The organism is Pseudomonas lundensis, from assembly GCF_015377145.2.
GTDB lineage: Bacteria > Pseudomonadota > Gammaproteobacteria > Pseudomonadales > Pseudomonadaceae > Aquipseudomonas > Aquipseudomonas lundensis.
Genome location: NZ_CP062158.2, coordinates 901,889 through 925,562, shown reverse-complemented (window position 1 = coordinate 925,562; position 23,674 = coordinate 901,889). Strand labels below are relative to the sequence as shown.

25 protein-coding genes and 1 riboswitch are annotated in these 23,674 nt (G+C 57.5%); of the genes, 10 read left to right on the top strand and 15 right to left on the bottom strand.

Features of this window, described 5'->3' with window-relative positions; all coding sequences use genetic code 11:
• Positions 1–579 precede the first annotated feature (579 nt).
• The 5 genes from trfA to IF654_RS04665 all read right to left on the bottom strand — a co-directional run bounded on the left by trfA (position 580) and on the right by IF654_RS04665 (position 6,559).
• Entirely contained in the window at positions 580–1,440 is an 861-nt protein-coding gene (gene trfA, locus IF654_RS04685; RefSeq protein WP_194862732.1) for a plasmid replication initiator TrfA, read from the bottom strand.
• Positions 1,441–1,442: 2 nt separating this feature from the next.
• Positions 1,443–1,769: a DNA-binding protein gene (locus IF654_RS04680; RefSeq protein ID WP_194862733.1), complete on the bottom strand. Its 327-nt coding sequence runs from the start codon at positions 1,767–1,769 to the stop codon at positions 1,443–1,445.
• 521 nt (positions 1,770–2,290) lie between these two features.
• Complete coding sequence (locus IF654_RS04675) at positions 2,291–4,057, bottom strand: DUF1302 domain-containing protein (protein WP_094989878.1); 1,767 nt, start codon at positions 4,055–4,057, stop codon at positions 2,291–2,293.
• A 115-nt stretch (positions 4,058–4,172) separates the two neighbouring features.
• Positions 4,173–5,825, bottom strand: coding sequence for a fatty acid--CoA ligase (locus tag IF654_RS04670; RefSeq protein ID WP_194862734.1), 1,653 nt, complete (start codon positions 5,823–5,825; stop codon positions 4,173–4,175).
• Between the two features lie 104 nt (positions 5,826–5,929).
• The gene (locus IF654_RS04665) at positions 5,930–6,559 is read right to left on the bottom strand and encodes a LysE family translocator (protein ID WP_047273742.1); all 630 of its coding nucleotides are present in this window, start codon (positions 6,557–6,559) and stop codon (positions 5,930–5,932) included.
• Positions 6,560–6,639: 80 nt separating this feature from the next.
• Between IF654_RS04665 and IF654_RS04660 the strand changes: the two genes are divergently transcribed.
• The 3 genes from IF654_RS04660 (at position 6,640) to IF654_RS04650 (ending at position 9,480) form a co-directional block, all read left to right on the top strand.
• Positions 6,640–7,605 carry a 2-hydroxyacid dehydrogenase gene (locus IF654_RS04660; RefSeq protein ID WP_094987419.1) on the top strand — a complete coding sequence of 322 codons (966 nt, stop codon included), beginning with the start codon at positions 6,640–6,642 and terminating at the stop codon, positions 7,603–7,605.
• Between the two features lie 30 nt (positions 7,606–7,635).
• On the top strand, positions 7,636–8,634 hold the full coding sequence (locus tag IF654_RS04655; RefSeq protein ID WP_047273738.1) for a class I SAM-dependent methyltransferase: 999 nt from the start codon (positions 7,636–7,638) through the stop codon (positions 8,632–8,634).
• A 49-nt stretch (positions 8,635–8,683) separates the two neighbouring features.
• Positions 8,684–8,805, top strand: a riboswitch (yybP-ykoY riboswitch).
• Between the two features lie 90 nt (positions 8,806–8,895).
• Complete coding sequence (locus tag IF654_RS04650) at positions 8,896–9,480, top strand: TMEM165/GDT1 family protein (RefSeq protein ID WP_047274281.1); 585 nt, start codon at positions 8,896–8,898, stop codon at positions 9,478–9,480.
• 49 nt (positions 9,481–9,529) lie between these two features.
• Here the strand turns inward: IF654_RS04650 and IF654_RS04645 are convergent, their stop codons facing one another.
• From IF654_RS04645 to IF654_RS04630, 4 genes are read right to left on the bottom strand one after another with little or no spacing between them, the layout of a single operon-like run.
• Positions 9,530–10,351 (bottom strand): M48 family metallopeptidase, encoded by an 822-nt coding sequence (locus tag IF654_RS04645; protein ID WP_047273736.1) that lies wholly within the window; start codon positions 10,349–10,351, stop codon positions 9,530–9,532.
• Between the two features lie 45 nt (positions 10,352–10,396).
• Positions 10,397–11,023, bottom strand: coding sequence for an SOS response-associated peptidase (locus tag IF654_RS04640; protein WP_047273734.1), 627 nt, complete (start codon positions 11,021–11,023; stop codon positions 10,397–10,399).
• 44 nt (positions 11,024–11,067) lie between these two features.
• Entirely contained in the window at positions 11,068–11,328 is a 261-nt protein-coding gene (locus tag IF654_RS04635) for a putative signal transducing protein (RefSeq protein WP_047273733.1), read from the bottom strand.
• A 5-nt stretch (positions 11,329–11,333) separates the two neighbouring features.
• Positions 11,334–11,516, bottom strand: coding sequence for a CPXCG motif-containing cysteine-rich protein (locus IF654_RS04630; protein WP_047273731.1), 183 nt, complete (start codon positions 11,514–11,516; stop codon positions 11,334–11,336).
• A gap of 105 nt (positions 11,517–11,621) precedes the next feature.
• On the opposite strand from IF654_RS04630, the gene IF654_RS04625 reads away from it, so the two are divergent.
• Positions 11,622–12,788, top strand: coding sequence for a 1-acyl-sn-glycerol-3-phosphate acyltransferase (locus IF654_RS04625; protein WP_083334193.1), 1,167 nt, complete (start codon positions 11,622–11,624; stop codon positions 12,786–12,788).
• A 132-nt stretch (positions 12,789–12,920) separates the two neighbouring features.
• Entirely contained in the window at positions 12,921–13,127 is a 207-nt protein-coding gene (locus IF654_RS04620) for a hypothetical protein (protein ID WP_047273727.1), read from the top strand.
• Between the two features lie 58 nt (positions 13,128–13,185).
• On the opposite strand, the gene IF654_RS04615 is transcribed toward IF654_RS04620, so the two are convergent.
• Positions 13,186–13,770 carry a YajG family lipoprotein gene (locus IF654_RS04615; RefSeq protein WP_047273725.1) on the bottom strand — a complete coding sequence of 195 codons (585 nt, stop codon included), beginning with the start codon at positions 13,768–13,770 and terminating at the stop codon, positions 13,186–13,188.
• Positions 13,771–13,927: 157 nt separating this feature from the next.
• Here IF654_RS04615 and IF654_RS04610 point away from each other — a divergent pair, with 157 nt between their 5' ends.
• Together IF654_RS04610 and mqo are read left to right on the top strand one after the other, a co-directional pair.
• Positions 13,928–14,161, top strand: coding sequence for a hypothetical protein (locus tag IF654_RS04610; protein ID WP_047274279.1), 234 nt, complete (start codon positions 13,928–13,930; stop codon positions 14,159–14,161).
• A 739-nt stretch (positions 14,162–14,900) separates the two neighbouring features.
• Complete coding sequence (mqo, locus tag IF654_RS04605; RefSeq protein ID WP_047273723.1) at positions 14,901–16,400, top strand: malate dehydrogenase (quinone); 1,500 nt, start codon at positions 14,901–14,903, stop codon at positions 16,398–16,400.
• 86 nt (positions 16,401–16,486) lie between these two features.
• Here the strand turns inward: mqo and IF654_RS04600 are convergent, their stop codons facing one another.
• From IF654_RS04600 to IF654_RS04590, 3 genes are all read right to left on the bottom strand, one after another.
• A complete protein-coding gene (locus tag IF654_RS04600) occupies positions 16,487–16,942 on the bottom strand; it encodes a hypothetical protein (RefSeq protein WP_047282331.1) in 456 nt (151 codons plus the stop codon).
• Between the two features lie 193 nt (positions 16,943–17,135).
• A complete protein-coding gene (locus IF654_RS04595) occupies positions 17,136–17,423 on the bottom strand; it encodes a PA4642 family protein (RefSeq protein ID WP_047273721.1) in 288 nt (95 codons plus the stop codon).
• 51 nt (positions 17,424–17,474) lie between these two features.
• Positions 17,475–17,969 (bottom strand): hypothetical protein, encoded by a 495-nt coding sequence (locus IF654_RS04590; protein ID WP_047273719.1) that lies wholly within the window; start codon positions 17,967–17,969, stop codon positions 17,475–17,477.
• A 182-nt stretch (positions 17,970–18,151) separates the two neighbouring features.
• On the opposite strand from IF654_RS04590, the gene IF654_RS04585 reads away from it, so the two are divergent.
• On the top strand, positions 18,152–18,559 hold the full coding sequence (locus IF654_RS04585) for a hypothetical protein (RefSeq protein ID WP_047282221.1): 408 nt from the start codon (positions 18,152–18,154) through the stop codon (positions 18,557–18,559).
• 88 nt (positions 18,560–18,647) lie between these two features.
• Here the strand turns inward: IF654_RS04585 and IF654_RS04580 are convergent, their stop codons facing one another.
• The gene (locus tag IF654_RS04580; protein ID WP_047273716.1) at positions 18,648–19,208 is read right to left on the bottom strand and encodes a response regulator transcription factor; all 561 of its coding nucleotides are present in this window, start codon (positions 19,206–19,208) and stop codon (positions 18,648–18,650) included.
• A complete protein-coding gene (locus IF654_RS04575; RefSeq protein WP_047273714.1) occupies positions 19,201–20,463 on the bottom strand; it encodes an ATP-binding protein in 1,263 nt (420 codons plus the stop codon). The genes IF654_RS04580 and IF654_RS04575 overlap by 8 nt, the downstream gene beginning before the upstream one ends.
• Before the next feature lie 270 nt (positions 20,464–20,733).
• Here IF654_RS04575 and IF654_RS04570 point away from each other — a divergent pair, with 270 nt between their 5' ends.
• Positions 20,734–21,453: an SIMPL domain-containing protein gene (locus IF654_RS04570; RefSeq protein ID WP_047273711.1), complete on the top strand. Its 720-nt coding sequence runs from the start codon at positions 20,734–20,736 to the stop codon at positions 21,451–21,453.
• Between the two features lie 420 nt (positions 21,454–21,873).
• Positions 21,874–23,499, top strand: coding sequence for an ABC transporter substrate-binding protein (locus IF654_RS04565; protein ID WP_047282330.1), 1,626 nt, complete (start codon positions 21,874–21,876; stop codon positions 23,497–23,499).
• The last annotated feature ends 175 nt before the right edge of the window (positions 23,500–23,674 follow it).

Sequence of the window (23,674 nt, the reverse complement as noted above, 5' to 3'; positions counted from 1 at the left end):
TTTTTGTAAGCGTCTGCCCAACACACCTTGAATAGATCAATGGACGGGCACTTAGATGACTTTGCCGGACGGATGTAGCGTTGGTCATCGATTGAAAGATGCTTTGAAACCTCATACCAACCGACGCCAAATCGCTCAACAAGTATCTTCATCACGAGCCACTCTGCAAGCGCTACGCGCTTTTTGATGGCAAAGAAAAAGGGCTACTGGCGACAGTAGCCCTCGAATTTGAAGCTTGATATTCATATACACACCCTCAAGCAGGAGCGTGGAGGTCTCACCCTACGCCGATGCTCAGCCATCGCCGGGGTTCCTACGCCAGTCATTGCCGCTGAAGGCCACTGGTTTCGCGCTCGATTGCATCGTATACAAGGTGAAACTTGTGTCAACCAAATTGATCGCATCGTTAGCCCTGGCGCGGCGGTTGGCGAACAGATGTACAGTGTGGCTTCACCGCTCCGAACACCGCAACTACCCTTGCCAGCGCCGCCTCAGTGCCTACATGCATGTCCATCGACTCCGCATAGATAGATTTACGCGGACACAATCGTTCTTATTGGCTGGGGTCGGTAGGTATGTTTACAGACCCCCCTTACGTTTTTTCTTAATCAAATGACGTTGCTGGCTTGGTGTTGGTATGCGAATCACACACACCCGGTGACTACTCAACCTCCATGAGACGAGAGCTCCAATCAAAACAAGTTCATCAAGCGCTTTACTCAGCTGACGTTTAAAACTGCCGGGATGCGAGTTCACGCTCCCACTCAGCCGTTGAATCGTTTCTATGCAGAGAGGGAAAGGTTCGGCATGGCTACAAAACCAACCATGGAGCCACAGAGCAAGTGGTTTGCGTCTCAGGAGTACGCGCTCACCCCATTCGATTTGAGTCCAGCCTGCCATGTATAACGCCTCAAGCCGTGACTCAAGCTCTATCACGTACACGCCGGTCATCTCATCTCCAGCCCCTTTGAGCAATGCTCCAAAAAACGTGAGATTGCCATATTTCATTTCAATTGTTGCCCCTGCGAGACGGACCAGTGCTGATCTCAACCACAATCGATCGCTCGTTCCTGTAGAGCGCTTCAATGTCTTTAACACTTGAACTTCGCTGAACTGAACTCGGTTGCCGATCCTATGATGGCGTGCCAAATGAATGACCGTCTCCCAGACGTCTAAATCTGATTGGTCAAGCTGCCACCCAGAAAAGCGAATCTCGACTCCATCGACAGTAGCAAGCAGTTCGCGCTTCAAGGCCTGTCGCCCCTTGCCTTGAATACCTGCAAACAATGCGCACCGCAGCCAAACATTCGGAACTCCTCGCGTAGAATCCGGCCAAGGCGGGAGCTGCTCCGAGGATCTTTCCCTTGGCGGCCGTCTGGCCTGAGCCTTTTGCAAACGCGCTTCGTTAGCGTTTTGAGGCGTCGGGAAGCTATGACTCATGATCAGACACCAACAAATGCGGTGCTGCTCTGGCTTCCTGACGAAGACGAACGAATCTTCTGCTTTTGGATTTGTTGCGCCTTTGTAGGCCGACCCGGCTTGGCTTTAACAGCCTCATAGGTGGCTGTCCCTGTCGTCAGAGCAAAACCTGATACGTGATTTGCCAACCAGCGCTCTACGTCTTCTGTACGCCATAGAAGCCTCTTGGTGCCAGGTAGCCGACAGATCGGCGGCAAGGACAGCGGGTTGCGTGTTACGTCGCTGCGAATGCTGGTGACCGATTTATGAATGCAATCAGAGAGATCATCAACGGTAAGTAGCGCTTTCATCCTCAAGACTCCTAGCCGGGCCATTCGGCCTCGACACGCATTGGTTGGTTCGAATGCGCACAGGTTCTCGGGTTACCGACTTCGCTCGTAGGTGAATACTTGGAAAGACTTTTACCTTGATTACCGCATCGCACAGACACACACCGCAGGGCATTGCTACAGAGTGCTAGAAGGTGCCCGAGTAGGGTCACCCTGCCAGTGACTGGTTTTGAGGGTTCACATCAGAAGGGTTTTTGAAGAGGATTCAGAGAGGCCTAGGGCTCTGACACAACATTTATGCGGGCACAATTTTGGCACACTGCGAGAGCAAAACACTGCAAAAGTACGCTTAGAAACGCACATCACTGCAAGAACACAAGCATTTGAAATAAAAGATGTTTTTATACAAACACCTTATAAATCAACGTGATCGTCAGTCACGTGACATTGCAGTTGCACTGCAAAGGGCCGACGGGGAATGTTTCACGGATCAGCGCAGGCGGGTTATTCATGGTTCCGGGTTCCAAAGCGGATAAAACGGTTTAAAACTTGACCCCGACGCTTAACGCCATGAAGTCGCGATCACTCAAGGTGTTGTAGCGGCCGCCAAAAAAATTGGTATACGACACGCTGCTGGTGTAGGTGTTCTGGTATTCGGCATCCAGGCCGATACTGACCGCTTTACGGCCTTCTTCGAACGTGGCCGCGGGGCCGGGTGCGTAACCGCTGACGTCGTGGGACCACGCCACAGCGGGCTTGAGATTGATGCCCGGCAGCACGCTGTTGTATTCCCACACGGCCCGCGCCCGATAGCCCCACGAATTGGCCGTGGTAAAGCCATCGTTACCCTCCTGACCGAACACCGGGTCGCGGCCATAGCGCTTATCGGATCGGCTTTCCAACCCGGCAACGTGAGTAATGCCAACTTCCCCGGTCAGAATCAGCCGATTGGCGCCCATGGCGTTGTCCAGAATGTGCGTCAGCGAGGTCTGAAACTGAGTGATCTCTTTACGCCGATAGCCTGCGGCATCGGCCCCCGGCGTCACGCTCAACGGGGACGCATCCGCCAACCCCGGCAGCAAGGTGACAGTGGCGTACAGCAAATCATCGGTATTGAGTTGCACCGGCGCATTTGGACGATAGCTCAACTCCCCTTTCCACGCCGTGCCTGTGGATAACGTGGTTGCGAAACTCATGCCGTACAAACGAATGTCTTCGGGGTATTCGACGTAGTAACTGGCATTGCCCGCGATCTGCATCGACCCCAGGCTGCCAGCGGCAGACGCCGCGTTGTACACCGCCTGCGAAGCCGCACGGCCGCTGATGATCGGATCACGGCTGTGGTAGTTCATGAAGAACGCGCCGAACTCGGTGTCCAGCGGGTCGAAGCGATAGTGCATGGCCAGTCCGAACTGCCCGCTGTTGCGCGCGTTACGATCCGCATCCCGACGCACCAATACACCTTCGTTGTTGATGTCGACCCCGGCCGAGGTCAGCGCCGCCAGGTCGGCCACCGCCAGGGCTGAACGCGCGCTCATCACCCGGTAGTTGCCGCTACAGCCGTCCGCAATCACATCCGATTGCGAGAAAAATGTCCCGCAGTTGTCGGCCTCGGACTGCTCCCAGTCCAACTGATAAAAACCTTCCACCGATAACCGGTCAGTGAGATTTTGCGACAGGTAGAACAGGTTGACCGGCACCAGGCCGTCCTTGTACTCGGTGCCAGGACGGCGATAAGCCGACGCATCAGTCGGATTGATGGCATTGATCCCGCCGCCGATGAAAGCACTTTCCCCCCAACTGACCACTTGCTTGCCCAAACGTACGGCGCCGGGTTGATCGGCAATCACATAGTTGTGGTACACGAACGCATCCAGCCACTGCGCGCCAGCGGATTGCGCCGAGGCACGACGGCCTTTGTCGCTGATGTCCTTGAACGGGCGGCTGTCATCTTGCAGTTCGAAGTCGTACCAATACTTGCCACGCACATAGAGGCCGCTGTCGCCATACTTCAGCTCCAGCCCGTGAACCCCCATGAATAATTTGGAAAATGTTTCGCCGCGCTTGAAGTTCAATCGGCCATCGTCAGAAATTTGCGAGTGGCCAGTGCCACCGTTATTGGCACCGATCAATGACTGATCGGCCTTGGCGGTCGACCAACTGGCGCCAATCGATAACTCGGAATCGAGCTGAGCTTCGACGTCCCCGACGTTAAAGCTCAGCCCCCAGGCGGGCCCGGCGAGCGTCGCGGCAAAGCTGACTGCCAGCGGCAGTTGGGCGCGACGCCAGAACCGGTTGACTGAGGGCATTGATACTTCTCCGAGGGCACGTCGCAATAGGCCCGCAAGGATGAAGGAAAACCAGATTTTGACAAGATCCTCGACGCATATGCCCCTCACCCGCGGTCGTTGCATGCTTCAGCGGCTACAGGGTTTGTGAAACCTGATGGCGAATCCTTTTTTTATCGAGCTTGCCGACACTGGTCTTGGGGATTTCAGTCACCAGCACGACCTGAGCGGGCACTGCCCAAGGGCGCAGAGAACCCGCATCGACAAAAGGCTGAAGGTGGTCTTTGAGCGCCTCAGCATCCAGACGGGCATCTTCTGCCAGCACCAGCATTGCCACTGGCCTCTCGCCCCACTGCGCATCGGGCACACCCACCACGGCCACCTCCCGCACCTGCGCGTGACGACCGATCAAGTCCTCCAGTTCCAGCGACGACACCCACTCGCCACCGCTCTTGATGACGTCCTTGATCCGGTCACGAATGTCGATCGCCCCGCGACGGTCTAGGGTTGCCACGTCGCCGGTGTGCAGCCAGCCGCCCGCCCACAACTCGGCGCCCTTTTCGGGCTCATGTAAATAACTGCCGGTCAGCCACGGCGCACGCAATACCAGCTCCCCTTGGGTTTCGCCGTCATGGGCGAGGAACTGCCCTTGCTCATCCACAAGGGCCACTTCCACCAGCGGCCCCGGCACCCCTGCGCGAATTCTGTGACTGATGCGCTCGTCCTCCGACCCCGCCCATGCATGGTCGTCCAGGTGCGCGCAAGCCACCAGCGGACCGGTTTCAGACATGCCGTAAGCCCCCATCAACTCAATGCCGCGGGCCTTGGCAGCGGCGAATAGCGTACGGCTCAATGCGCTGCCGCCGACAATGATTTTCCACCCCTTGAAATCAGTGCCCTGGGCGTTTGATGCGTTAAGCAGCATTTGCAAAATGGTCGGCACGCAATGAGAAAACGTCACCTGTTCGCGTTCCCAGAGCGCGACTAACCGTTCCGGCTCATATCGCCCCGGATACACCTGCTTAAGCCCCAGCAGGGTGGCCAGATACGGCATGCCCCACGCATGCACGTGAAACATCGGTGTGATCGGCATGTACACGTCGCTGCCGCCGAGCAACCGTTCAGCCGGCACGCTGCCGAGAATGGTCGAGATCCCGAGGGTGTGCAGCACCAGTTGCCGGTGGGTGAAGTACACCCCTTTGGGATTACCGGTGGTGCCTGTGGTGTAAAACGTGGTGGCCACCGAGTTCTCATCGAACTCTTCAAACCTGTAGTCAGGGCTCGCGGCCGCCAGCAGTTGCTCGTACTCCCCGACGCAATTGGGCAACTGCCCTGCGGGCTCAAACGTGTCCGTCAGCAACAGGGTTTTCTCGACCGTGGTCAATTGCGCGGCGATGCTTTGATACAGCGGCACGAAATCACTATTGACCAATACAAACCGGTCTTGCGCGTGGTTCATCGTGTAAAGGATTTGTTCGGCAGATAAACGCACGTTGAGGGTGTGCACCACCGCACCGAGCATCGGAATGGCGAACATGCATTCCAGGTAACGATGGCTGTCCCAATCCATCACCGCCACGGTGTCACCTGCTTTAACACCGGCAGTTGTCAGCACATTGGCCAACCGGGCAATCCGCTCGTTGAGGGTGTCGTAGGAATAACGCCGCAGGTCGCGATAGACGATTTCCCGCGACGCTTCATAGCGCCGCCCGGACAACAGCAATTGCTTGATCAGCAGCGGGGCTGCATGCGCCGCTTGGGTGGGCGCAATAATGCGAGTCTGCAACATGAGAAACCCCCCAATGAGAAAACGATCAACGTCGCCTTGGGGGTAACTCTAGTCGGCAGTGACAAAAACCCATTAATTCACAGCGGTTATCGGGGCTTAAAGCCTCAGTTCATTTCGGTAAAGGCCAGTTTCACACCCAGCGCGACCAAAACAGCGCCCATGGTGCGATCAAACCAGTGGCCCATGCGCGCAAACCCTGTGCGTACACGTTGATGACTGAACAGCATGGCCACCATGCAGAACCACAGCCCGGTCGCAACAGCCAGGTACACGCCATACCCGGCCTGAATCGACAGCGGCGTATGCGGGTTAATCACCACCGTAAACAGCGACAGGAAAAACAGCGTGGCCTTCGGGTTCAAGCCATTGGTCACAAACCCCGACGTGAACGCGCCGCGCGCCGTGCGTTCACCCACCGGCAGCGAAGTGGCCACGGCGGCAGGATCAGCGGGTTTGGCACGCAGCGCCTTGATCCCGATGTACAGCAAGTAAGCTGCCGCCAGCCATTTGAGTGCGTTAAACAACACAATCGATTGCGACACGATGATGCCGATGCCAAGCAGCGAATAACCGACATGAACAAAAATCGCCGTGCCAACCCCGAACGCCGTGAACATGCCTGCGCGGCGACCGTGGGTCACGCTTTCACGCACCACCACGGCAAAATCCGGCCCCGGGCTGGCCACCGCCAACAGATGAATCAGGGCGACGGTCAAGAATTCTGTCCAATACATGCACGGCTCCATTACAAATTGTTTCTTCTGATAGGCTCGCCACATTACGCCTTCATTTCACCGCACAAAAGGTACAGTTGATGACTAACACTCGCCGCGCCGTGTTCCTGGATCACACCTCACTGGATCTGGGCGATCTGAACCTCAGCCCGTTGCGTGAATGCCTGGGCGATCTACACCTGTACGCCGACACCACCCCTGAAAACGTCATCGAACGCTTGCAAGGCACCACCGTGGCCATCAGCAATAAAATCCTGCTGGACGCTGACACCCTCGCGGCGTGCCCGCAGTTAAAACTGATCCTGGTCGCCGCCACAGGCACCAATAACATTGACCTGGAAGCCGCACGCACCCACGGCATCGTTGTGGCAAATTGCCAGGGTTACGGCACGCCCTCGGTGGCGCAACACACCTTGATGTTGCTGCTCGCACTGGCCACACGCCTGCCCGACTATCAAAAAGCGGTGTCTGCCGGGCAATGGCAAACGGCCAAACAATTCTGCCTGCTGGACTTCCCGATTGTGGAGCTGGAAGGAAAAACCCTTGGCCTGCTGGGTCATGGCGAGCTGGGCAGCGCCGTCGCAAAACTGGCCGAAGCCTTTGGCATGCGCGTGCTGCTCGGGCAAATCCCCGGGCGACCGGCACGCGCTGATCGCCTGCCACTGGATGAACTCTTGCCGCAGGTCGATGCGTTGACGTTTCACTGCCCGCTCAACGAACACACGCGGAATTTGATCGGCGCCCGAGAGTTGGCACTGCTCAAGCCCGGCGCGTTCGTGGTCAACACTGCTCGCGGCGGCATGATCGACGAACAGGCCCTGGTAGACGCCCTGCGTAGCGGCCATTTGGGTGGAGCCGCCACCGACGTGCTGAGCGTAGAACCGCCCCGCGACGGCAACCCGCTGCTGGCGGCAGACATCCCGCGCCTGATCATTACGCCCCACAGCGCCTGGGGCAGCCGTGAGGCGCGGCAGCGAATCGTGGGCCAATTGACTGAAAACGCTCACGCGTTCTTCAACGGTACAGCGCTGCGGGTCGTCAGTTGATAAACTGCGCCCCTTTTTGAGGAGCAGATTATGGATCCGCGCAGTGAAGTACTGCTTCGTCAGCCTGATTACTTTCAGGGCGAGGTGCTCTTGGTGGGCCTGCCACCTGACGACGTACTCGGCCGCTTACCGAACGCCCACGGCTGGTGCTGGCACGCTGGCGATCAGGCCGCGCTAGAGGCTCGCTTTGCCGGGCGCGTGCATTTTGGGGTCGATGTTCCGGCGCGCGCGTTCGACACTGCCGTGGTGTATTTGCCCAAGTCCAAAGAGCTGAGCGACTACGTACTCAAGGCCGTGGCCGCACGCCTGCCCAATGCCGATGTGTTTCTGGTGGGCGAGAAGAAAGGCGGCATCGAAGGCGCCTCCAAACAACTGATCCCGTTCGGCAAGCCGCGCAAGCTCGACAGCGCCCGGCATTGCCAGTTGTGGCAAGTCACCGTGGTCAATGCGCCGCAAGCACCGGTCCTGGCAGACCTTGCGCAGCATTACGAGCTGGCACTGGAAGAAGGCCCGCTGAACGTGGTCAGCCTGCCCGGCGTGTTCAGCCACGGCCGTCTGGATCGCGGCAGCGCCCTGCTGCTGGAGCACCTCGACAAACTGCCCAGCGGTCACGTACTGGATTTTGGCTGTGGCGCAGGGGTATTGGGTGCAGCGGTCAAGCGTCGCTACCCGCACAACAGCGTCACCCTGCTCGATGTGGACGCGTTTGCTACCGCCAGCAGCCGCCTGACGCTGGCGGCCAACGGCCTGGACGCTGAGGTGATTTGCGCAGACGGTATCGATGCCGCGCCGATGGAACTCAACACCATTTTGAGTAACCCACCGTTTCATGTGGGCGTCCATACCGATTACCACGCCACTGAAAACTTGCTGCAAAAATCGGTCAAACATCTGAAAAAAGGTGGCGAACTTCGGATTGTGGCCAATAGCTTCCTGCGCTATCAGCCACTCATTGAAGAGCAATTCGGGGCCTGCACCGTCAAGGCTGAAGGCCAGGGATTTCGGATTTACAGCGCCAAGCGTCGATAAAACAAATTAATAAACAAGGCTTGCCGGATCGGATTTGCATAGGCAGAATCCGCTCCGTCCTAGGGGAGTAGTCTCCCACGAGCGCCATGCTCGTCCGGCATACGTCAACATACTTGGTCAACAGACCATGGCGTATGCGACCCAGGAGTCCGCACAGACGGACCGGGGTTTGACAAGACCTATGACACGAACACCTTACCCGGGGCGGGAAGGCTGTACGTGTCATAGCCGTGTCGACCCGCCCCTGGAAACCACCTGATGATGCTCGACTCCTTACTCGTTCCGACTGCAATCGTTGCCTTGGCCGAAATCGGCGACAAGACGCAGCTGCTCGCCCTCATTCTCGCCGCCCGCTTTCGCAAGCCTTGGCCAATCATTGCCGGCATCGTGGCCGCGACCCTGGCCAACCACGCCGCCGCAGGTGCGGTAGGTGCCTGGTTCGGCAGTTTCTTCTCGGATGTGACCTTGCACTGGATCCTCGCAGCCAGCTTTGCGGCCACCGCACTGTGGACGCTGGTGCCAGACAAAATGGACGATGACGAAGCGAGCACGGCCCGCAAATTTGGCCCGTTCCTGACCACACTGATTGCGTTTTTCATCGCTGAAATCGGCGATAAGACCCAAGTGGCGACCGTAATGCTGGCCGCTCAATACCCGGATCTGTGGCTGGTGATTATCGGCACAACCCTGGGCATGTTGATTGCCAACGTGCCGGTGGTGCTGGCAGGTAACTTTGCGGCCGACAAGTTGCCGCTGACCCTGATTCGCCGGTTGGCGGCGACCGCCTTCTTCGTACTGGCCGCGGTGGCAGTGTACAAGGCGATGGCGATCAGCGGCTGGGTGTAGCCCCCATCACCGGCCCTCTTCTTCGGGAAAGGGCCGGCAACGTCAAGGGTTACTGGGTTTTTGGCGCTTGCTGATACAGCGGCAACACCTTGGGAATCGCCGCTTCTAACGCGGCAATCCGGCTACTCGACGCCGGGTGGGTGCTCATGAATTCAGGCGGCGCACTTTGCGACGCTTGCGCCATTTTCTGCCACAAGGTGATGGCGGCATTCGGGTTGTAACCCGCACGCGCCGCCAGCTCCAGACCAATCAGGTCTGCTTCGTTTTCGTTACTGCGGCTGTTAGGCAGCGTCAGGCTGTAATTGACCACGGTATCGGCCAGTTGCAGGCTGTCCTGCCCCAGCCCCAGCAATGCACCCGCACCCTGCTTGGCCATTTCGATGCCGTACGCTTTGGACATCGACTCGCGGCCATGTTCGCGCAATGCATGGGCAATCTCATGGCCCATGACCGCAGCGATTTCATCGTCGTTGAGTTTGAGCTGATCAATGATCCCGTTATAGAAAATGATCTTGCCGCCCGGCCCGCAGCTGGCATTGAGCTCATCACTTTTGATCAGGTTCACCTCCCAATTCCATTGCGCCGCATCCGGGCGAAAGGCCGGGACCTGGGCAATCAGCCGGTTGGCGATCGCTTGCAAGCGCTTGGCATTGGTACTGGTTTTGTCCAGAACACCTTTGGTGTTGGCTTCGCTGACGGTTTGTTGGTACGACTGGGCGTACATTTGATCCACTTGCTGACTCGACAGCATGCTGAACATGTACTGCTTGCGCTCAATGCCGACCGCACCGGCATTGGTGGTATTGACCGACTGACAACCGCCGAGCAACAGCCCTGCGCCAACCACGCACACTACCGCTAATTTACCCATCACGACTCTCCATAAAGATGGCGCGCATCGTAGCAGACACGCGCCTCAACCCGGCGTCAGACACTCGGGGGCATTAAGCTTGGGATCATTTACCAGATTGGCCAGCGGGCGCTCCCGCAACGGTGATTGCTGGCTGGCGAGCAGCGCCTGTAACACATGCAAAGGGGTTTGAGGATCCAGCCAGGCTTGCTGACCCGCCTCATCCAGAATCAACGGGCGACGCTGACTGGCCGCTGCCTGAGTAATAACAGCCGTGCTCAACCATTCGTGCCCTTGCACCGGATAGGCCTCCCAAATCGCCGCAAAAAACAGTGATGCACCTTCACCGGGCGTCAGCCAGTACGGCCGTTTGCGCGTGGTGCCGCGCCACTCATAAAACCCATTGGCCGGCAGCAGGCAGCGACGCAAGCGAAAGGCGTCACGGAACATGGGTTGTTCCGCAACGGTTTCAGCTCGGGCATGGGCCGGTGTGCGAGACAGGTCCGTCAGCCAGGCCGGGGTCAGGCCCCAACGCGCCCGGGCCAGGGTTCGCTGGCCCGGCGCTTCGCCTGCGCGCAAGATCAACACCGCATCATTGGGCGAGATATTCCATTGCGCCTGCTGATCCGCCGGAAAACCGGGCAAGGCTGCAAATGCAGGGTTCCAGCGAAACAGGGCAAAACGTCCACACATGGGGCTGTACAACTCTTTTCTATATAGCAGTGAACAAAAGGCCGTTAACACTCCAGCACATCGGGGTAGCTATCAGGCTCGTCGCCCTCAAAGGGCGAGGCGGCATTGTACGCATCGATCAGCTCGCGCGCGTAACGGGCGTGATCATCGGCCACGGCCAGTCCCAACAAACCCAGTGCCGGTAATTCGCCCGTGCCGCCGATCAGGTCACGCCCCTGAAGGGTCGCCGTAACCCCTTCGCTGGCGAGCATGCCCAGCAACAGCTCGGCTTCCATCAGGTTTTCAGGCTCGTAGATGCGCTGCATGACGGCTACTCGTTTTCGCTACGGACATCGAGCATCCACTCATGACCGTCGGTCTGGAGAGTGAAGACAATCGGCCGGCAGCACACCGGGCAGTCTTCAATGTAGGTCTGGTCACCGCCCGAAAGATCCAGCACCGCTTCTGCCAGCTCACCACAATAAGGGCAATCGTACTGTTCGGTTTCAAGCATCGCGGTCTCCAGAGTGACTTGTGCGTATAATCGCCGGTCTATTTGCAGGGCTATTATTTTTGGCCTGCCTTGTTTACTTACCCTAGCCGTTTCCAACAAGAGAGCATGATGGGCGAATTCGATACCATCCGACCTTACGACGACGCCGAAGTCCCAGCCGTGCTGGCCCGGCTGCTCAGCGACAAGGCGTTTCTAGATATCCTGACCCACTTTCGCTTCCCGCGCCTGGCTGGCGCTTTCGGCTGGCTGTTAAAACCTCTTATAGCGCATCGCCTGCGTAAAGAGTTCGCTGGCGTGACCTCTGTCGCCACCTTGCAAGACAAAGTCGAAGTGTACGTCGACCGCACCATTGAACACGCGACCGATGGGGTGACCTACTCCGGCGTCGAGAATTTGAAGTCCGGCACTGCCTACCTGTTCCTGGCCAACCACCGCGACATCGTGATGGACCCGGCCTTCGTCAATTACGCGGTTTACCACGCAGGCCTGCCGACGCCACGTATTGCCATCGGCGACAACTTGCTGCAAAAGCCGTTTGTCAGCGACCTGATGCGCCTCAACAAAAGTTTCATCGTGCACCGTTCGATCACCGGACGCCGGGAAAAGCTCGCGGCCTATCAATTGCTGTCGGCGTACATCAATCACTCGATCCGCAACGATGGCGTCTCGATCTGGATTGCGCAGGCTGAAGGCCGCGCCAAAGATGGCGACGACCGCACGGATTCGGCCATCCTGAAAATGTTCCACATGAGCCGCAAGAACGAGCCGTTTGGCGAGGTGGTTCAGTCACTGAACATGACCCCCGTGTCGATCAGCTACGAATACGACCCGTGCGATCAGGCCAAGGCACGCGAGCTGTATATCCGAGCCACCACCGGCGCTTACACCAAGGCGCCCGGCGAAGACGACACCAGCATCGCCAACGGCATCACCGGTTACAAAGGCCGCGTGCACGTGAACTTTGCTGCCCCCGTGACTGAGTTTTTCGAAGACAGCAAGCTGTTGGCCGCCGAAATGGATCGCCAGATCCTCGGCGGCTATCGCCTGTTCCCGGCGCACTACCTGGCGTATGCGCAGTGGGAGGACGCAGACCCGCAACTGCAGGTGCCTGACGCCGCACAGGTGTTCCCGGCAGATGAATTGGCCAAGGCCCGACAAGAGTGGCAGCGCCGTCTGGACGCTTGCCCGGCCGAGCACCGTCCTTACCTGGTGCTGCAATATGCAATGCCGGTGCGCAACCAGTACCGCATCAAGGCAGGCCTGCCCTTGTAAAGCCCGCGTCTGTGGTCGCTGCCTCGTGTTGTACGGCGGCGACTACAGACCCAACGCCTAAATTCTGCTGTCACCGTATCGTCATGTTAAGCGGTCACTCTGTGGCCCCTCGACACCGACACGGAGCTTGTCATGCTGCACGCAGAAAACCAGGACCGCCTCTATCTGATCGCCCCCAGCGACGAACAGCAGGCGTTGATCGAAGGGTTAGCCTTTAACGTTCAGGATCAGCATTGGCTGGTTTATTGCGCCCTCAGCGGTCACACCCATGTCGACTTGCCCGAACTGGACTTGCTCACGGGCGTCAGCCGTCTGGAGCTGTACGCCGAAGCAGCTTGAACCCTTCGCGCACAAAAAAGCCCGAACTCACCGAGTTCGGGCTTTTTGCTTTCTACCGTTACTCGCCCAGCAAACGACCCACTGAAGGGTCTTTGAATACGCGGGTCAAGGCATCGCTCAACACGTCGCTGACCAGCTTGGTGTTGGTTTCCTGATTCGGCGCCATGCCGAAACGCTGATCCAGCGACGCACCGTACCGACCGCTGTAAGTACGGCCGCCGTTCTTCACATCAGAACGGAACGTGGCGCCAATGGTCGCTTCAGTCACGTACATGGAGTCTTTGGGGGACTGGTACTTCAGTTCCGCCAGGGTCACCGTCAATTGCGGGGCATTCATCGCATTGGTGGTGGGGGTGTAACCCAGCAGGCGGACGGCGGCTTCAGCCTGGGCTTGCAGTTTGGGGATCAGGTCCGCACTGCTGACACTGATCGCGCTGGTTTCCGGGTACATGCCACCGCGGGTGCCCAGCGTCGGCGACGGACGGCCATCGACCACGCGGACAACCACTGGCTGGCCGCGGCCGACTGGCGCGAGCTGAGTGGTCAGCTTGGGTTGCGGGCTAAGTTGTTGCGGGCTGTGGGCGCAGCCGACCAGCGTCAAACTGGTCACAGTGATCAAACCGAACAACAGGCGTTGCAACATGCTCATCTCTCCAGGGCAAGGTCAAACTGGTCGCCAGTATAGCGGGGCCACCGGCCTGCAAACCAGCCGCTTGCTGTCACCCGGCTGTCATGCGCAGTACATCAGTGCGTCACGTCAACGTGGCAACCTGGGGGCACTACTGAAAGAGGGGTTTGCCATGAACTGGTTAAAGTCGTTGTTGAGCACCACCCGCCCCCACCGCCACTTTGCACGCCTGGACAGCAGTGGCCGCTGCCGCGCGTTCAAGCACTGCACGCAACCGCCGGTCGGCGATGGCTGGGTCGAAATCTCAGAAGTTCGGCTGAACTGGTTGCACCAGGTTTTACCGCCTGACGCCCGTGTGACCTCGCCTGCAACGCGTTCAAGGGTGCAACCGATGTGGGGTGTTTGACTCAATCACCAATAAAAGTCATTTAACAGGATCAATTGCCGACGTTTCTTCGCTACAATCTCCCCCCGATTATAAGGACGTCTCCTGATCGGGCCCCGCAACAACGTTGATACGCAGGTATCAGCACCCCAAAATCGCCCACAGAGAGCCGCCCACACAGACTGTGTAGCGCTGGCGCTTGCTTTTTTTCATGCAAACCACCACCTGTTAACAGTCTGCAGAGCTGCCATGTTGCTCGGCCACTGCGTTGTTCGCCCGCTATGCCACACCTGCCTTGCAGGTCGTACACGGGTTTGGTGCCAGGCATGCGGCAGCCCTTTTTTGAGGTTCACGTCTTCAAAAGAGCGTGAAAAAAAACGGGTTTTCACAACTTCACAAGAGTGTGGCGAGCAAATGAAAAGTTTTGCGTCTGAACATGCACCATTAGCGTCTGTTACAGCCCCATCCAGCAGGTCTGAAGTCAGCTTTACCGCACACGACTAAAGCCTGTCCGCTTACGGATTTGGTTGCCCAAACGGACGCTCTTGACCTTAAGTCGAATTGCCTCCCGCCCTGTGAAGTGCGTTCATATGAACCTTCAAGGCCCGGTTGGTGGCGTCCGCTGAAGCAGCAAGCAATTGCGATGAATCGGACATGGCGATCCTGGCCACGCGTGACCCGAGGCTCCACCTGATCCACGCCTCGGACCACCTGGCAGCTATGCCGTCAATTTGGTGCCGTAGATTTTGGAGACGCGTTAATGGCGCATAACGAAGCAGTCGACGTAGTACTGGTTGGAGCGGGCATCATGAGTGCCACCCTCGCCGTACTGCTCAAAGAGCTCGACCCCGGCATTTCGCTGGAAGTAGTAGAGCAAATGGACTCAGGTGCTGCGGAGAGTTCCAACCCGTGGAACAACGCAGGCACCGGCCATGCCGGGCTGTGTGAGTTGAACTACACGCCCCAGGCGGCCGACGGTTCGATCGACATCAAAAAAGCTGTGCACATCAATGCGCAGTTCGAAGTCTCGAAACAGTTTTGGGCCCACCTGGCGCAACAGGGGACCTTCGGTTCCTGCAAGTCCTTCATTAGCCCGGTGCCTCACCTGAGCTTTGTGCAAGGCGAAAAAGGCGTGTCCTTCCTGAAAAAACGTTTTGACGTGCTGAGCCAGCACCATGCGTTTGCAGACATGGAATACACCGAAGACAAAGCCAAAATGGCCGAGTGGATGCCGCTGATGATGCCGGGCCGCCCGGCAGATGAAGTCATTTCGGCAACCCGTGTGATGCACGGTACAGACGTCAACTTCGGCGCCTTGACCAAGCAGTTGCTCAAGCATCTGGCCAGCGCTGCGGACACGCAAATCAAGTACAGCCAAAAAGTCACTGGCCTCAAACGCAATGGCAGCGGCTGGACGGTGAGCGTCAAGGACATCAATAGCGGCAACACGCGCCATATCGATGCCAAGTTCGTGTTCCTGGGCGCAGGCGGTGCCGCCTTGCCATTGCTGCAAGCCTCGGGCATCGAAGAAAGCAAAGGGTACGGCGGCTTCCCGGTGAGCGGCCAATGGCTGCGTTGCGACAACCCGGAAGTGGTCAAGCACCACCAGGCCAAGGTGTATAGCCAGGCCGCAGTGGGCTCGCCGCCGATGTCGGTTCCACACCTGGACACCCGTGTCGTGGACGGCAAAAAATCCCTGCTGTTCGGGCCTTATGCCGGCTTCACCACCAAGTTCCTCAAGCATGGCTCGTTCCTCGACCTGCCGATGTCGATTCGCCTGGGCAACATCGGGCCAATGCTCGCCGTTGCGCGCGACAACATGGACCTGACCAAGTACCTGGTCAGCGAAGTGCGGCAATCGATGGAACAGCGCCTGGAATCCCTGCGCCGTTTCTATCCACAGGCCAAAGCTGAAGACTGGCGCCTTGAGATTGCGGGCCAGCGGGTTCAGATCATCAAGAAAGACCCGAAAAAAGGCGGTGTGCTGCAATTCGGTACCGAACTGGTCGCGGCCAAAGACGGTTCCCTGGCGGCACTGCTGGGTGCGTCACCGGGGGCATCGGTGACGGTATCGATCATGCTGGACCTGATCGAACGTTGCTTCGCGCAAAAAGCCACGGGCGAATGGGCTGCCAAGCTCAAGGAAATTTTCCCGGCGCGGGAAAAGGTGCTGGAAACAGACGCCGAGCTGTACCGTGAAATCAGCACCCGTAACTCCGAGTTGCTGGAGCTGGTGGCGCCGAACACCAGTATCGCGTAACGCGACCTTCGGGTTTCAGCGTCACGCTTAAACCCTCACCCTTTTTTGGGGTGAGGGTTTTTTATTGTTCGCGCACCGGTGCCGGATCACGGCCCCATGGTGAACAGGACGTGCGTTCCGCCGTTCCTCACAAAGTCATCGTCGTCAGTCACGGGGATCAACTCCGCGCTACAGAGGCTCAATACCTGCCCCGCCGAACGGGCATTGACCTGGCGGCTGCCTCGCGGATGGTCCGGGGGGAGATGGCTAAAACTGAACACACACGCGCGCTCACCCTGGCGATAACTGAACGACTCATTGCCACGCGATTGCGGCAAATAGTAGGTCAACTCCTGACTGCCACCCGGCTCAATGACAAAGTCATGCCCAGCATTGGCCGGGCTTTCCAACCACGAAAAATCCTTTCCGGGTGCAATCGCCGCAGAGGTCGCATTATGAATCTCGACCTCAAGCACCTCATCCAGGGCCATTGCCGGCGAGGCCATCACCCCCAGGCCCAACCCCATCAACAGCCGAGTAATAAACCGTTTTATCGCTTTCAACGTTGAAATCCTTTCACTGTTTTTTGCACCGCCCATCCTCCTGATGAGCAGCGAACAGACTGCCTGTCGACTTGAGTATTGATCGCCCACAAAAAAACACCCGGCGATCAAGGCTGCCAGGGGTGTCAGACAAATCGGTAATAAGCGAAGAGTTTGGCGTCGCAGCCTTAAAGGCTGCGACAACCGGCATACGTCAGGCGCGGGCGTTAGCGATCAGTTCGATGTACTCGGCAGCGTTGCGCTGATCCTTGATCACATCCACGAAGGTCTGGCCGTGTTCGTCCTTGCCATCGAGGTCAAAACCGGCTTCTTTAAAGAACGTCAGAAAACGCTCGAAATCGTCGATGCGCAATCCGCGATAGGCCTTGATCAATTTGTGCAGCGAAGGGGACGTCGCGTCCACGGGCTCGAAGTCCAGGAACAACTTGATCTGCTCATCGCCGATCTCATCGCCAATCAACTGTTTCTTGTCTTTACGCATGTCCGACTCCAGCTTGCTGATACTTCACGGGGCCCGCAGTTTACCCAAGCCTCAACGAGCGCGCACGCTGCCGGTGTGCAAGTCAGCCCAGATATGGCCGTTGGCATAGGTCAAAAACTGGCAATACACCGTGTCATTGCGCAGCAGGTCCATCACCACGCGATACTGCGTCATAGGGTACGACAGCGTCAGGGTTCTGGTTGTGCTGTCAAACGCGGGTTTTTTCAGGCTTTTGCTTTCTCCGTCAAACGAGATCAACACCTCGCGCACCGTCGCGCCCTGGCTCATCGGTTTACCTTTCAAGCGGACAAACAATGGCGAGGTCACGGGAATCGGCTGTTGATTGGACTGGCGTTGACTGCCCACAACCACCGAATAGGACGTCACCAGCATCAACTGCTGCTGTTCAGGTTTTTCGGTGCGCAACTGCTGGTCATCAGTAGGCAAAAACTGCGAGTGCAAGAGTTGAGTTGTCGCAGGCGCAGCAGTCAAAGGCAGGCTGGCCATCAACACAATAGGTGCAACGTAACGCGATAAACGGCTCATGACGTGCTCCGCAAGTCGAAGCCAGCACTCTAGCACGCTGGCTGCCACTGTTTAGTGCGCAGAACCGCACGTCGCCACTGTCATTTCTGACAGGGTGACTGACCCAGGTGGATGTGGATTACTGAGAAGGCTTCATTTGCACATGATTTTTTTGCTGTTCATATCATTCACAAGGAAGATTTATGAAAAGTGAAAAGGGTACAAACGTTGGCAAAAAAGATTTGAAAGAAAAAGCCCATTACACGCCGCCCTCAACCACCACCCTACCCGCTCCCCAAGTACCGGAGTCAGACGCCAGTGTGCTGCACTACTCAGGGGGTGTAGGTTACTACGCCGTTCATATCGGCACTTCGGCACTCGTCGCAAATGCAACCCTGGAGCTGATCGTCCAGCTCTACAGACAACAGAACAACGGCGGCAACACGTGGTTTTACGAACACACGGTGACAGCAGAGGAAGCCAGTGCACAAAAAGCGGTGATTAATATCCACCGCGCCATCTTAAATCCGAACAATTACGAAACCGTCACCCTAAGTTATGAAGTGAGCGGTCAGACTTCCAGCGGCGTCACATTTACCTTGGCTGAATAATCGTCATAGGTCTGCAGGTTTCCCGTTTGCAGGAGCATTTGAGCTGCAAACGGGAACGCACGGCCTCTGTTCAAAAGCCGGCAGCCAGTCAGCGTCGTACTGGCCGCTTCTGCAATTTGCGCTGCAAGGTGCGGCGGTGCATGCCCAGGGCACGGGCGGTGGCCGAAATATTGCCTTCATGCTCGCCCAATACGCGCTGGATGTGCTCCCACTGCAGGCGGTCAACCGACATGGGGTTGTCCGGCACCAGAGCATCCAGATCAGCATGCTGGGTCAACAGGGCGGCCAGTACGTCGTCGGCATCCGCAGGTTTGCACAAGTAGTTGCACGCGCCCCGCTTGATCGCTTCAACGGCAGTGGCAATGCTCGAATACCCCGTCAGGATCACCACCCGCATTTCCGGGTCAAGCTCCAGCAACTTGGGCAGCAACACCAGCCCCGAATCACCGTCCATTTTCAAATCCAGCGCAGCAAAATCAGGCAGATCCTGCTTGGCCAGCTCTAACCCTTCCTCCGCAGAACCCGCCGTGCTGACGCGAAAACCGCGCCGGCTCATGGCGCGTGCCATCACACGGGTGAACGTTGCGTCATCATCCACCAACAACAGATGCGGCAGTTCTTCGCCTTCGACCTGGATTTCTTCACTCATTTTCGTTTCCTCGGGCGACACGAGGCAGGCGCAGCTCGGTGAGCGTACCGCCATCCTCATGACTGTAGAGTTTTACCGAGCCGCCGGCGCGTGTCACGCTGGCTTTGCTCAAAAATAGGCCAAGGCCGAAACCTTTGCCCTTGGTGGTAAAAAAGGGTTTGCCAATTTGCTCGGCGATAGCCAACGGTACACCTGCACCGTGGTCGCGGATACTGATGGTCAAGTCCACCGCATCCCAGTCCACCGTGACTTCAAGGCCTTCCGGACAGGCGTCTGCTGCATTGTTGAGCAGGTTAAGCAAGGCCTGAGTCAAATCCGGCGGTGGCGCCAGGCGCGGAACCGGGGCATGCCCCAGGCACTTGAAGCGATAGGTCGCTTCAGGGCGCATCAAATGCCAGCGGTTCAAGGCTTCGTCCAGCCACTGGGTAACGTCCTGAACTTCAACCGCCAAGCGACGATTTGCTTCTGCCGCGCGCACCAGCTGTTGCAGGGTTTCCTTGCACAATTTGACCTGATCTTGCAACACGCTCAGGTCGTCCTGTAACTCTGGGTCCGGGTGTTCGCGGCGCATTTCCTTGAGCAATACGCTCATGGTCGACAGCGGCGTACCCAGCTCGTGGGCCGCGCCTGCTGCCTGGGTCGCCACGGCCAACAATTGCTTGTCACGTAGCCCCTCCTCACGGCGCAGCGCCCGCAGCTCCTCCTGACGCCGCAGCTCTTCGGCCATACGCGCAGCGAAGAAGGTGATGACGGCTGCCGAGAGGGCAAAACTCAACCACATTCCGTAGATCTGCAATTTTTCGCGGAAGAAAGCGCCCGTATCCAGCGGATAAGACTGCACCAGCAGCAACGTGTAGAGCGCCAGCGCGATCCCGGACAATGCCACGGAAAACCGCCACGGCAGCGTCACGGCAGCAATGGTCAACGGCACCAGATAATAAGAGACGAACGGGTTGGTCGAGCCGCCCGAGAAATACAACAGTGCACTGTGGATAAACAGGTCACACGTCAGTTGCAGCGCGTATTCCAGCTCGGTGACAGGCCAGGTGGTGCGCAAGCGGATGGCGGTAAACGCGCACAACAGCATCGAGCACCCGAGGGTGATACATAGCTGAAACCAGGGCAGGGGCAACCAGTCAAACAGGTAGGCGATCCCCACCGAACCCGCTTGGGCAGCGAGGACCAAGGTGCGGATAATCGTAAGGCGCCAGAGGTTCTGACGGGCAGCAGACATTAACTGTACGGGGGCGAGCATGAGCTCTCCTGATGAGCGCTCCAGGCGGATCGCCGGGAGTATAACCAAGCTGATGGCCCCGCAGGCAAAAGTGCGGCAATGGGCCACAGTGTTTTTTCACAAATACGGGCTACTCACCCCGCGCTTGCACACGGTATGCCGTCTGAAACCCGACAGGTCGCATATGTATTGAAAATGTAAACAGGCGAACTGAATCCGGCGTTCTACAGTCTGATGCTTCAGATGCAGGCCAGCACGCCTACGCCTGCCGATCTCATTCAAGGAGCCTTCATGTCCACTTTCCCTCGCACTGCCGCCCTTCTGACCCTGAGCCTCGGCGCACTGGCCAGCCTGCCCGCACTGGCTGCCGATGATTTGCATTACAACCAGGTGTCTTTGCGCGCCGAAGCCAGTCAGGAGGTTGCGCGCGACTTGATGATCGTTACGCTCTATACCGAGGCGCAAAACGCCGACGCCGCCAAACTGGCCGCTGAAATCACCACGGCCATGAACAAGGCAATTGGCCAGGCCAAGCAGGTCAAGGACGTGACGCTGCGCCAGGGCAGTCGCAACAGTTACCCGGTCTACGACAACAAATCGCAAAAGATCACCGGTTGGCGTGAACGCGCCGAACTGCGTCTGGAAAGCTCCGATTTCGCAGCCCTGTCCAAACTCACTGGCGAGCTGATGCAAACCCTGAAAATGGGCAACATGCAGTTCGCCGTCGGTAATGCTGCGCGCAAAACCAGCGAAGATGCGCTGCTCAAAGAGGCGGTCAATGCATTCAAGGCTCGCGCCCAATTGGCCACAGACGCGTTGGGCGGCAAGGGCTACAAAATTGTCAGCCTGAACCTCAACAGCAACGGCTATCCGCAGCCGTTCATGCGCGGCCCGATGATGATGAAAGCGGCCGCCGCCGACATGGAATCCGCACCGACCCCGGACATCGAAGCGGGCACCAGTGAAGTCAGCATGAGTGCCGACGGTGTGATTGAGGTGCAAATGCAGTAACCGCTCGATTCACAACCTGTAAGCCCCTGAGACGGCCACGCCTCAGGGGCTTTTTTGCGTGCGCGAAAAACCCTACAGACCCTTCATGCGCAGAAACCAGTGAAGACTTACGCAACAAATCATCTCTGACTGACAGCTTTTTAACGAGAGAGTCTAGATAAGTAACAGCCACGCCCCAAAACCGTGCAACGACGGTTTCAGCGCTGCCTACAAACATTACAAAATGCGTCAAAAAGCCGGACGCAAACGATCAAATGCGTCATAAATTACATAAAGGCGACATTCTTGTACGATCGTTCCACGAATTACCGGTTCAAGGCAGAAGGCATCTTGCAATGGGTATGGGCCGTGCATAAGTATCGCCGGGTCGACTCACAAGGTCGCCCTCAAACCAAAAATGACAAAAATCATGAGGCCACCATGTTCAAACACGCGGTCATTCCGTTTTTAGTGGGCGCCAGCCTGCTGGCAAGCGCACCTTTCGCTCACGCGGCGTCCAATCTGGTGTTTTGCTCTGAAGGCAGTCCAGCCGGTTTTGACCCGGGCCAATACACCACCGGGACCGATTTCGATGCAGCGGCCGAGACCATTTACAACCGTCTGAGCCAGTTCGAACGCGGCGGCACCAAGGTTGAACCCGGCCTCGCCACGAGCTGGGACATTTCCCCCGACAACCTGACCTACACCTTCCATCTGCGTGACGGGGTCAAGTTCCACACCACCCCGTACTTCAAGCCCACCCGCGAGTTCAATGCCGACGACGTGGTTTTCACGTTCACCCGCATGCTCGACAAGAACATGCCGTTCCGTAAGGCATACCCAACCGAATTCCCTTACTTCACCGACATGGGCATGGATAAAAATATCGCCAAGGTGGAGAAAATCGACGACAAGACCGTCAAGTTCACGCTGAACGGTGTCGATGCCGCGTTCATTCAAAACCTGGCCATGAGCTTTGCCTCTGTGCAATCTGCCGAGTACGCCGAAAAACTGTTGAAAGAAGGCAAACCGTCGGACATCAACCAGAAACCGATAGGAACAGGCCCGTTCGTATTCAAGAGCTACCAAAAAGACTCGAACATCCGCTACACCGGCAACAAGGACTACTGGAAGCCAGAAGACGTCAAAATCGACAACCTGATTTTTGCCATTACCACTGACCCTTCGGTGCGTATCCAGAAGCTCAAAAAGAACGAATGCCAGGTCACCCTCTTCCCGCGTCCAGCCGACCTCAAGGCACTCAAAGAAGACCCGAACCTGAAAATGCCTGACCAGGCAGGCTTCAACCTTGGCTATGTCGCCTACAACGTGATGGACAAAATCAAGGGCAGTAACGAGCCTAACCCGATGGCTCAACTCAAGGTCCGCCAGGCGCTGGACATGTCGGTCAACAAACAGCAAATCATTGACTCGGTGTATCAGGGCGCAGGTCAGTTAGCCGTTAACGGCATGCCACCGACCCAGTGGTCGTACGACGACACCATCAAGGACGTCCCGTACAACCCCGAAAAAGCCAAAGAACTGCTCAAGGAAGCGGGCATCAAGGAAGGCACCGAAATCGTCCTGTGGGCCATGCCGGTGCAACGACCGTACAACCCCAATGCCAAGCTGATGGCTGAAATGCTGCAGTCCGACTGGGACAAAATTGGCATCAAGGCCAAGATCGTCAGTTATGAATGGGGCGAGTACATCAAGCGTTCCAAAGGCGGCGAAAACGGCGCCATGATCATCGGCTGGAGCGGCGACAACGGTGACCCGGACAACTGGCTTGGCGTACTGTTTGGCTGCGATTCACTGAGTGGCAATAACTTCTCCAAGTGGTGCAACCTTGATTACGACAAGCTGATCAAGGCGGCCAAAGGCACGACAGATGTTGAAGAGCGCACAAAACTGTACAAACAGGCGCAGCAACTGCTCAAGGCACAAGTGCCGATGACACCTATCGCGCACTCGACGGTGTATCAACCCATGCGCAGCAACGTGCAGGACTTCAAGATCAGCCCGTTTGGCTTGAACTCGTTCTACGGGGTCAGCGTTACCAAGTAAGCAAGGACCTGGCAGTGCGGTTCAGCACCGCACTGCTATCTCTGCCAGGACGGCGGAAATCCCCTTCATCCTGAAGCCACTCTGTACTACAGCAGAGGCTATAGGACGCCGAGACATTTCCTACGCTCCTGTCAGGCCCGACGCATTTACGCATGTCCATCGACCGCTTATGGTT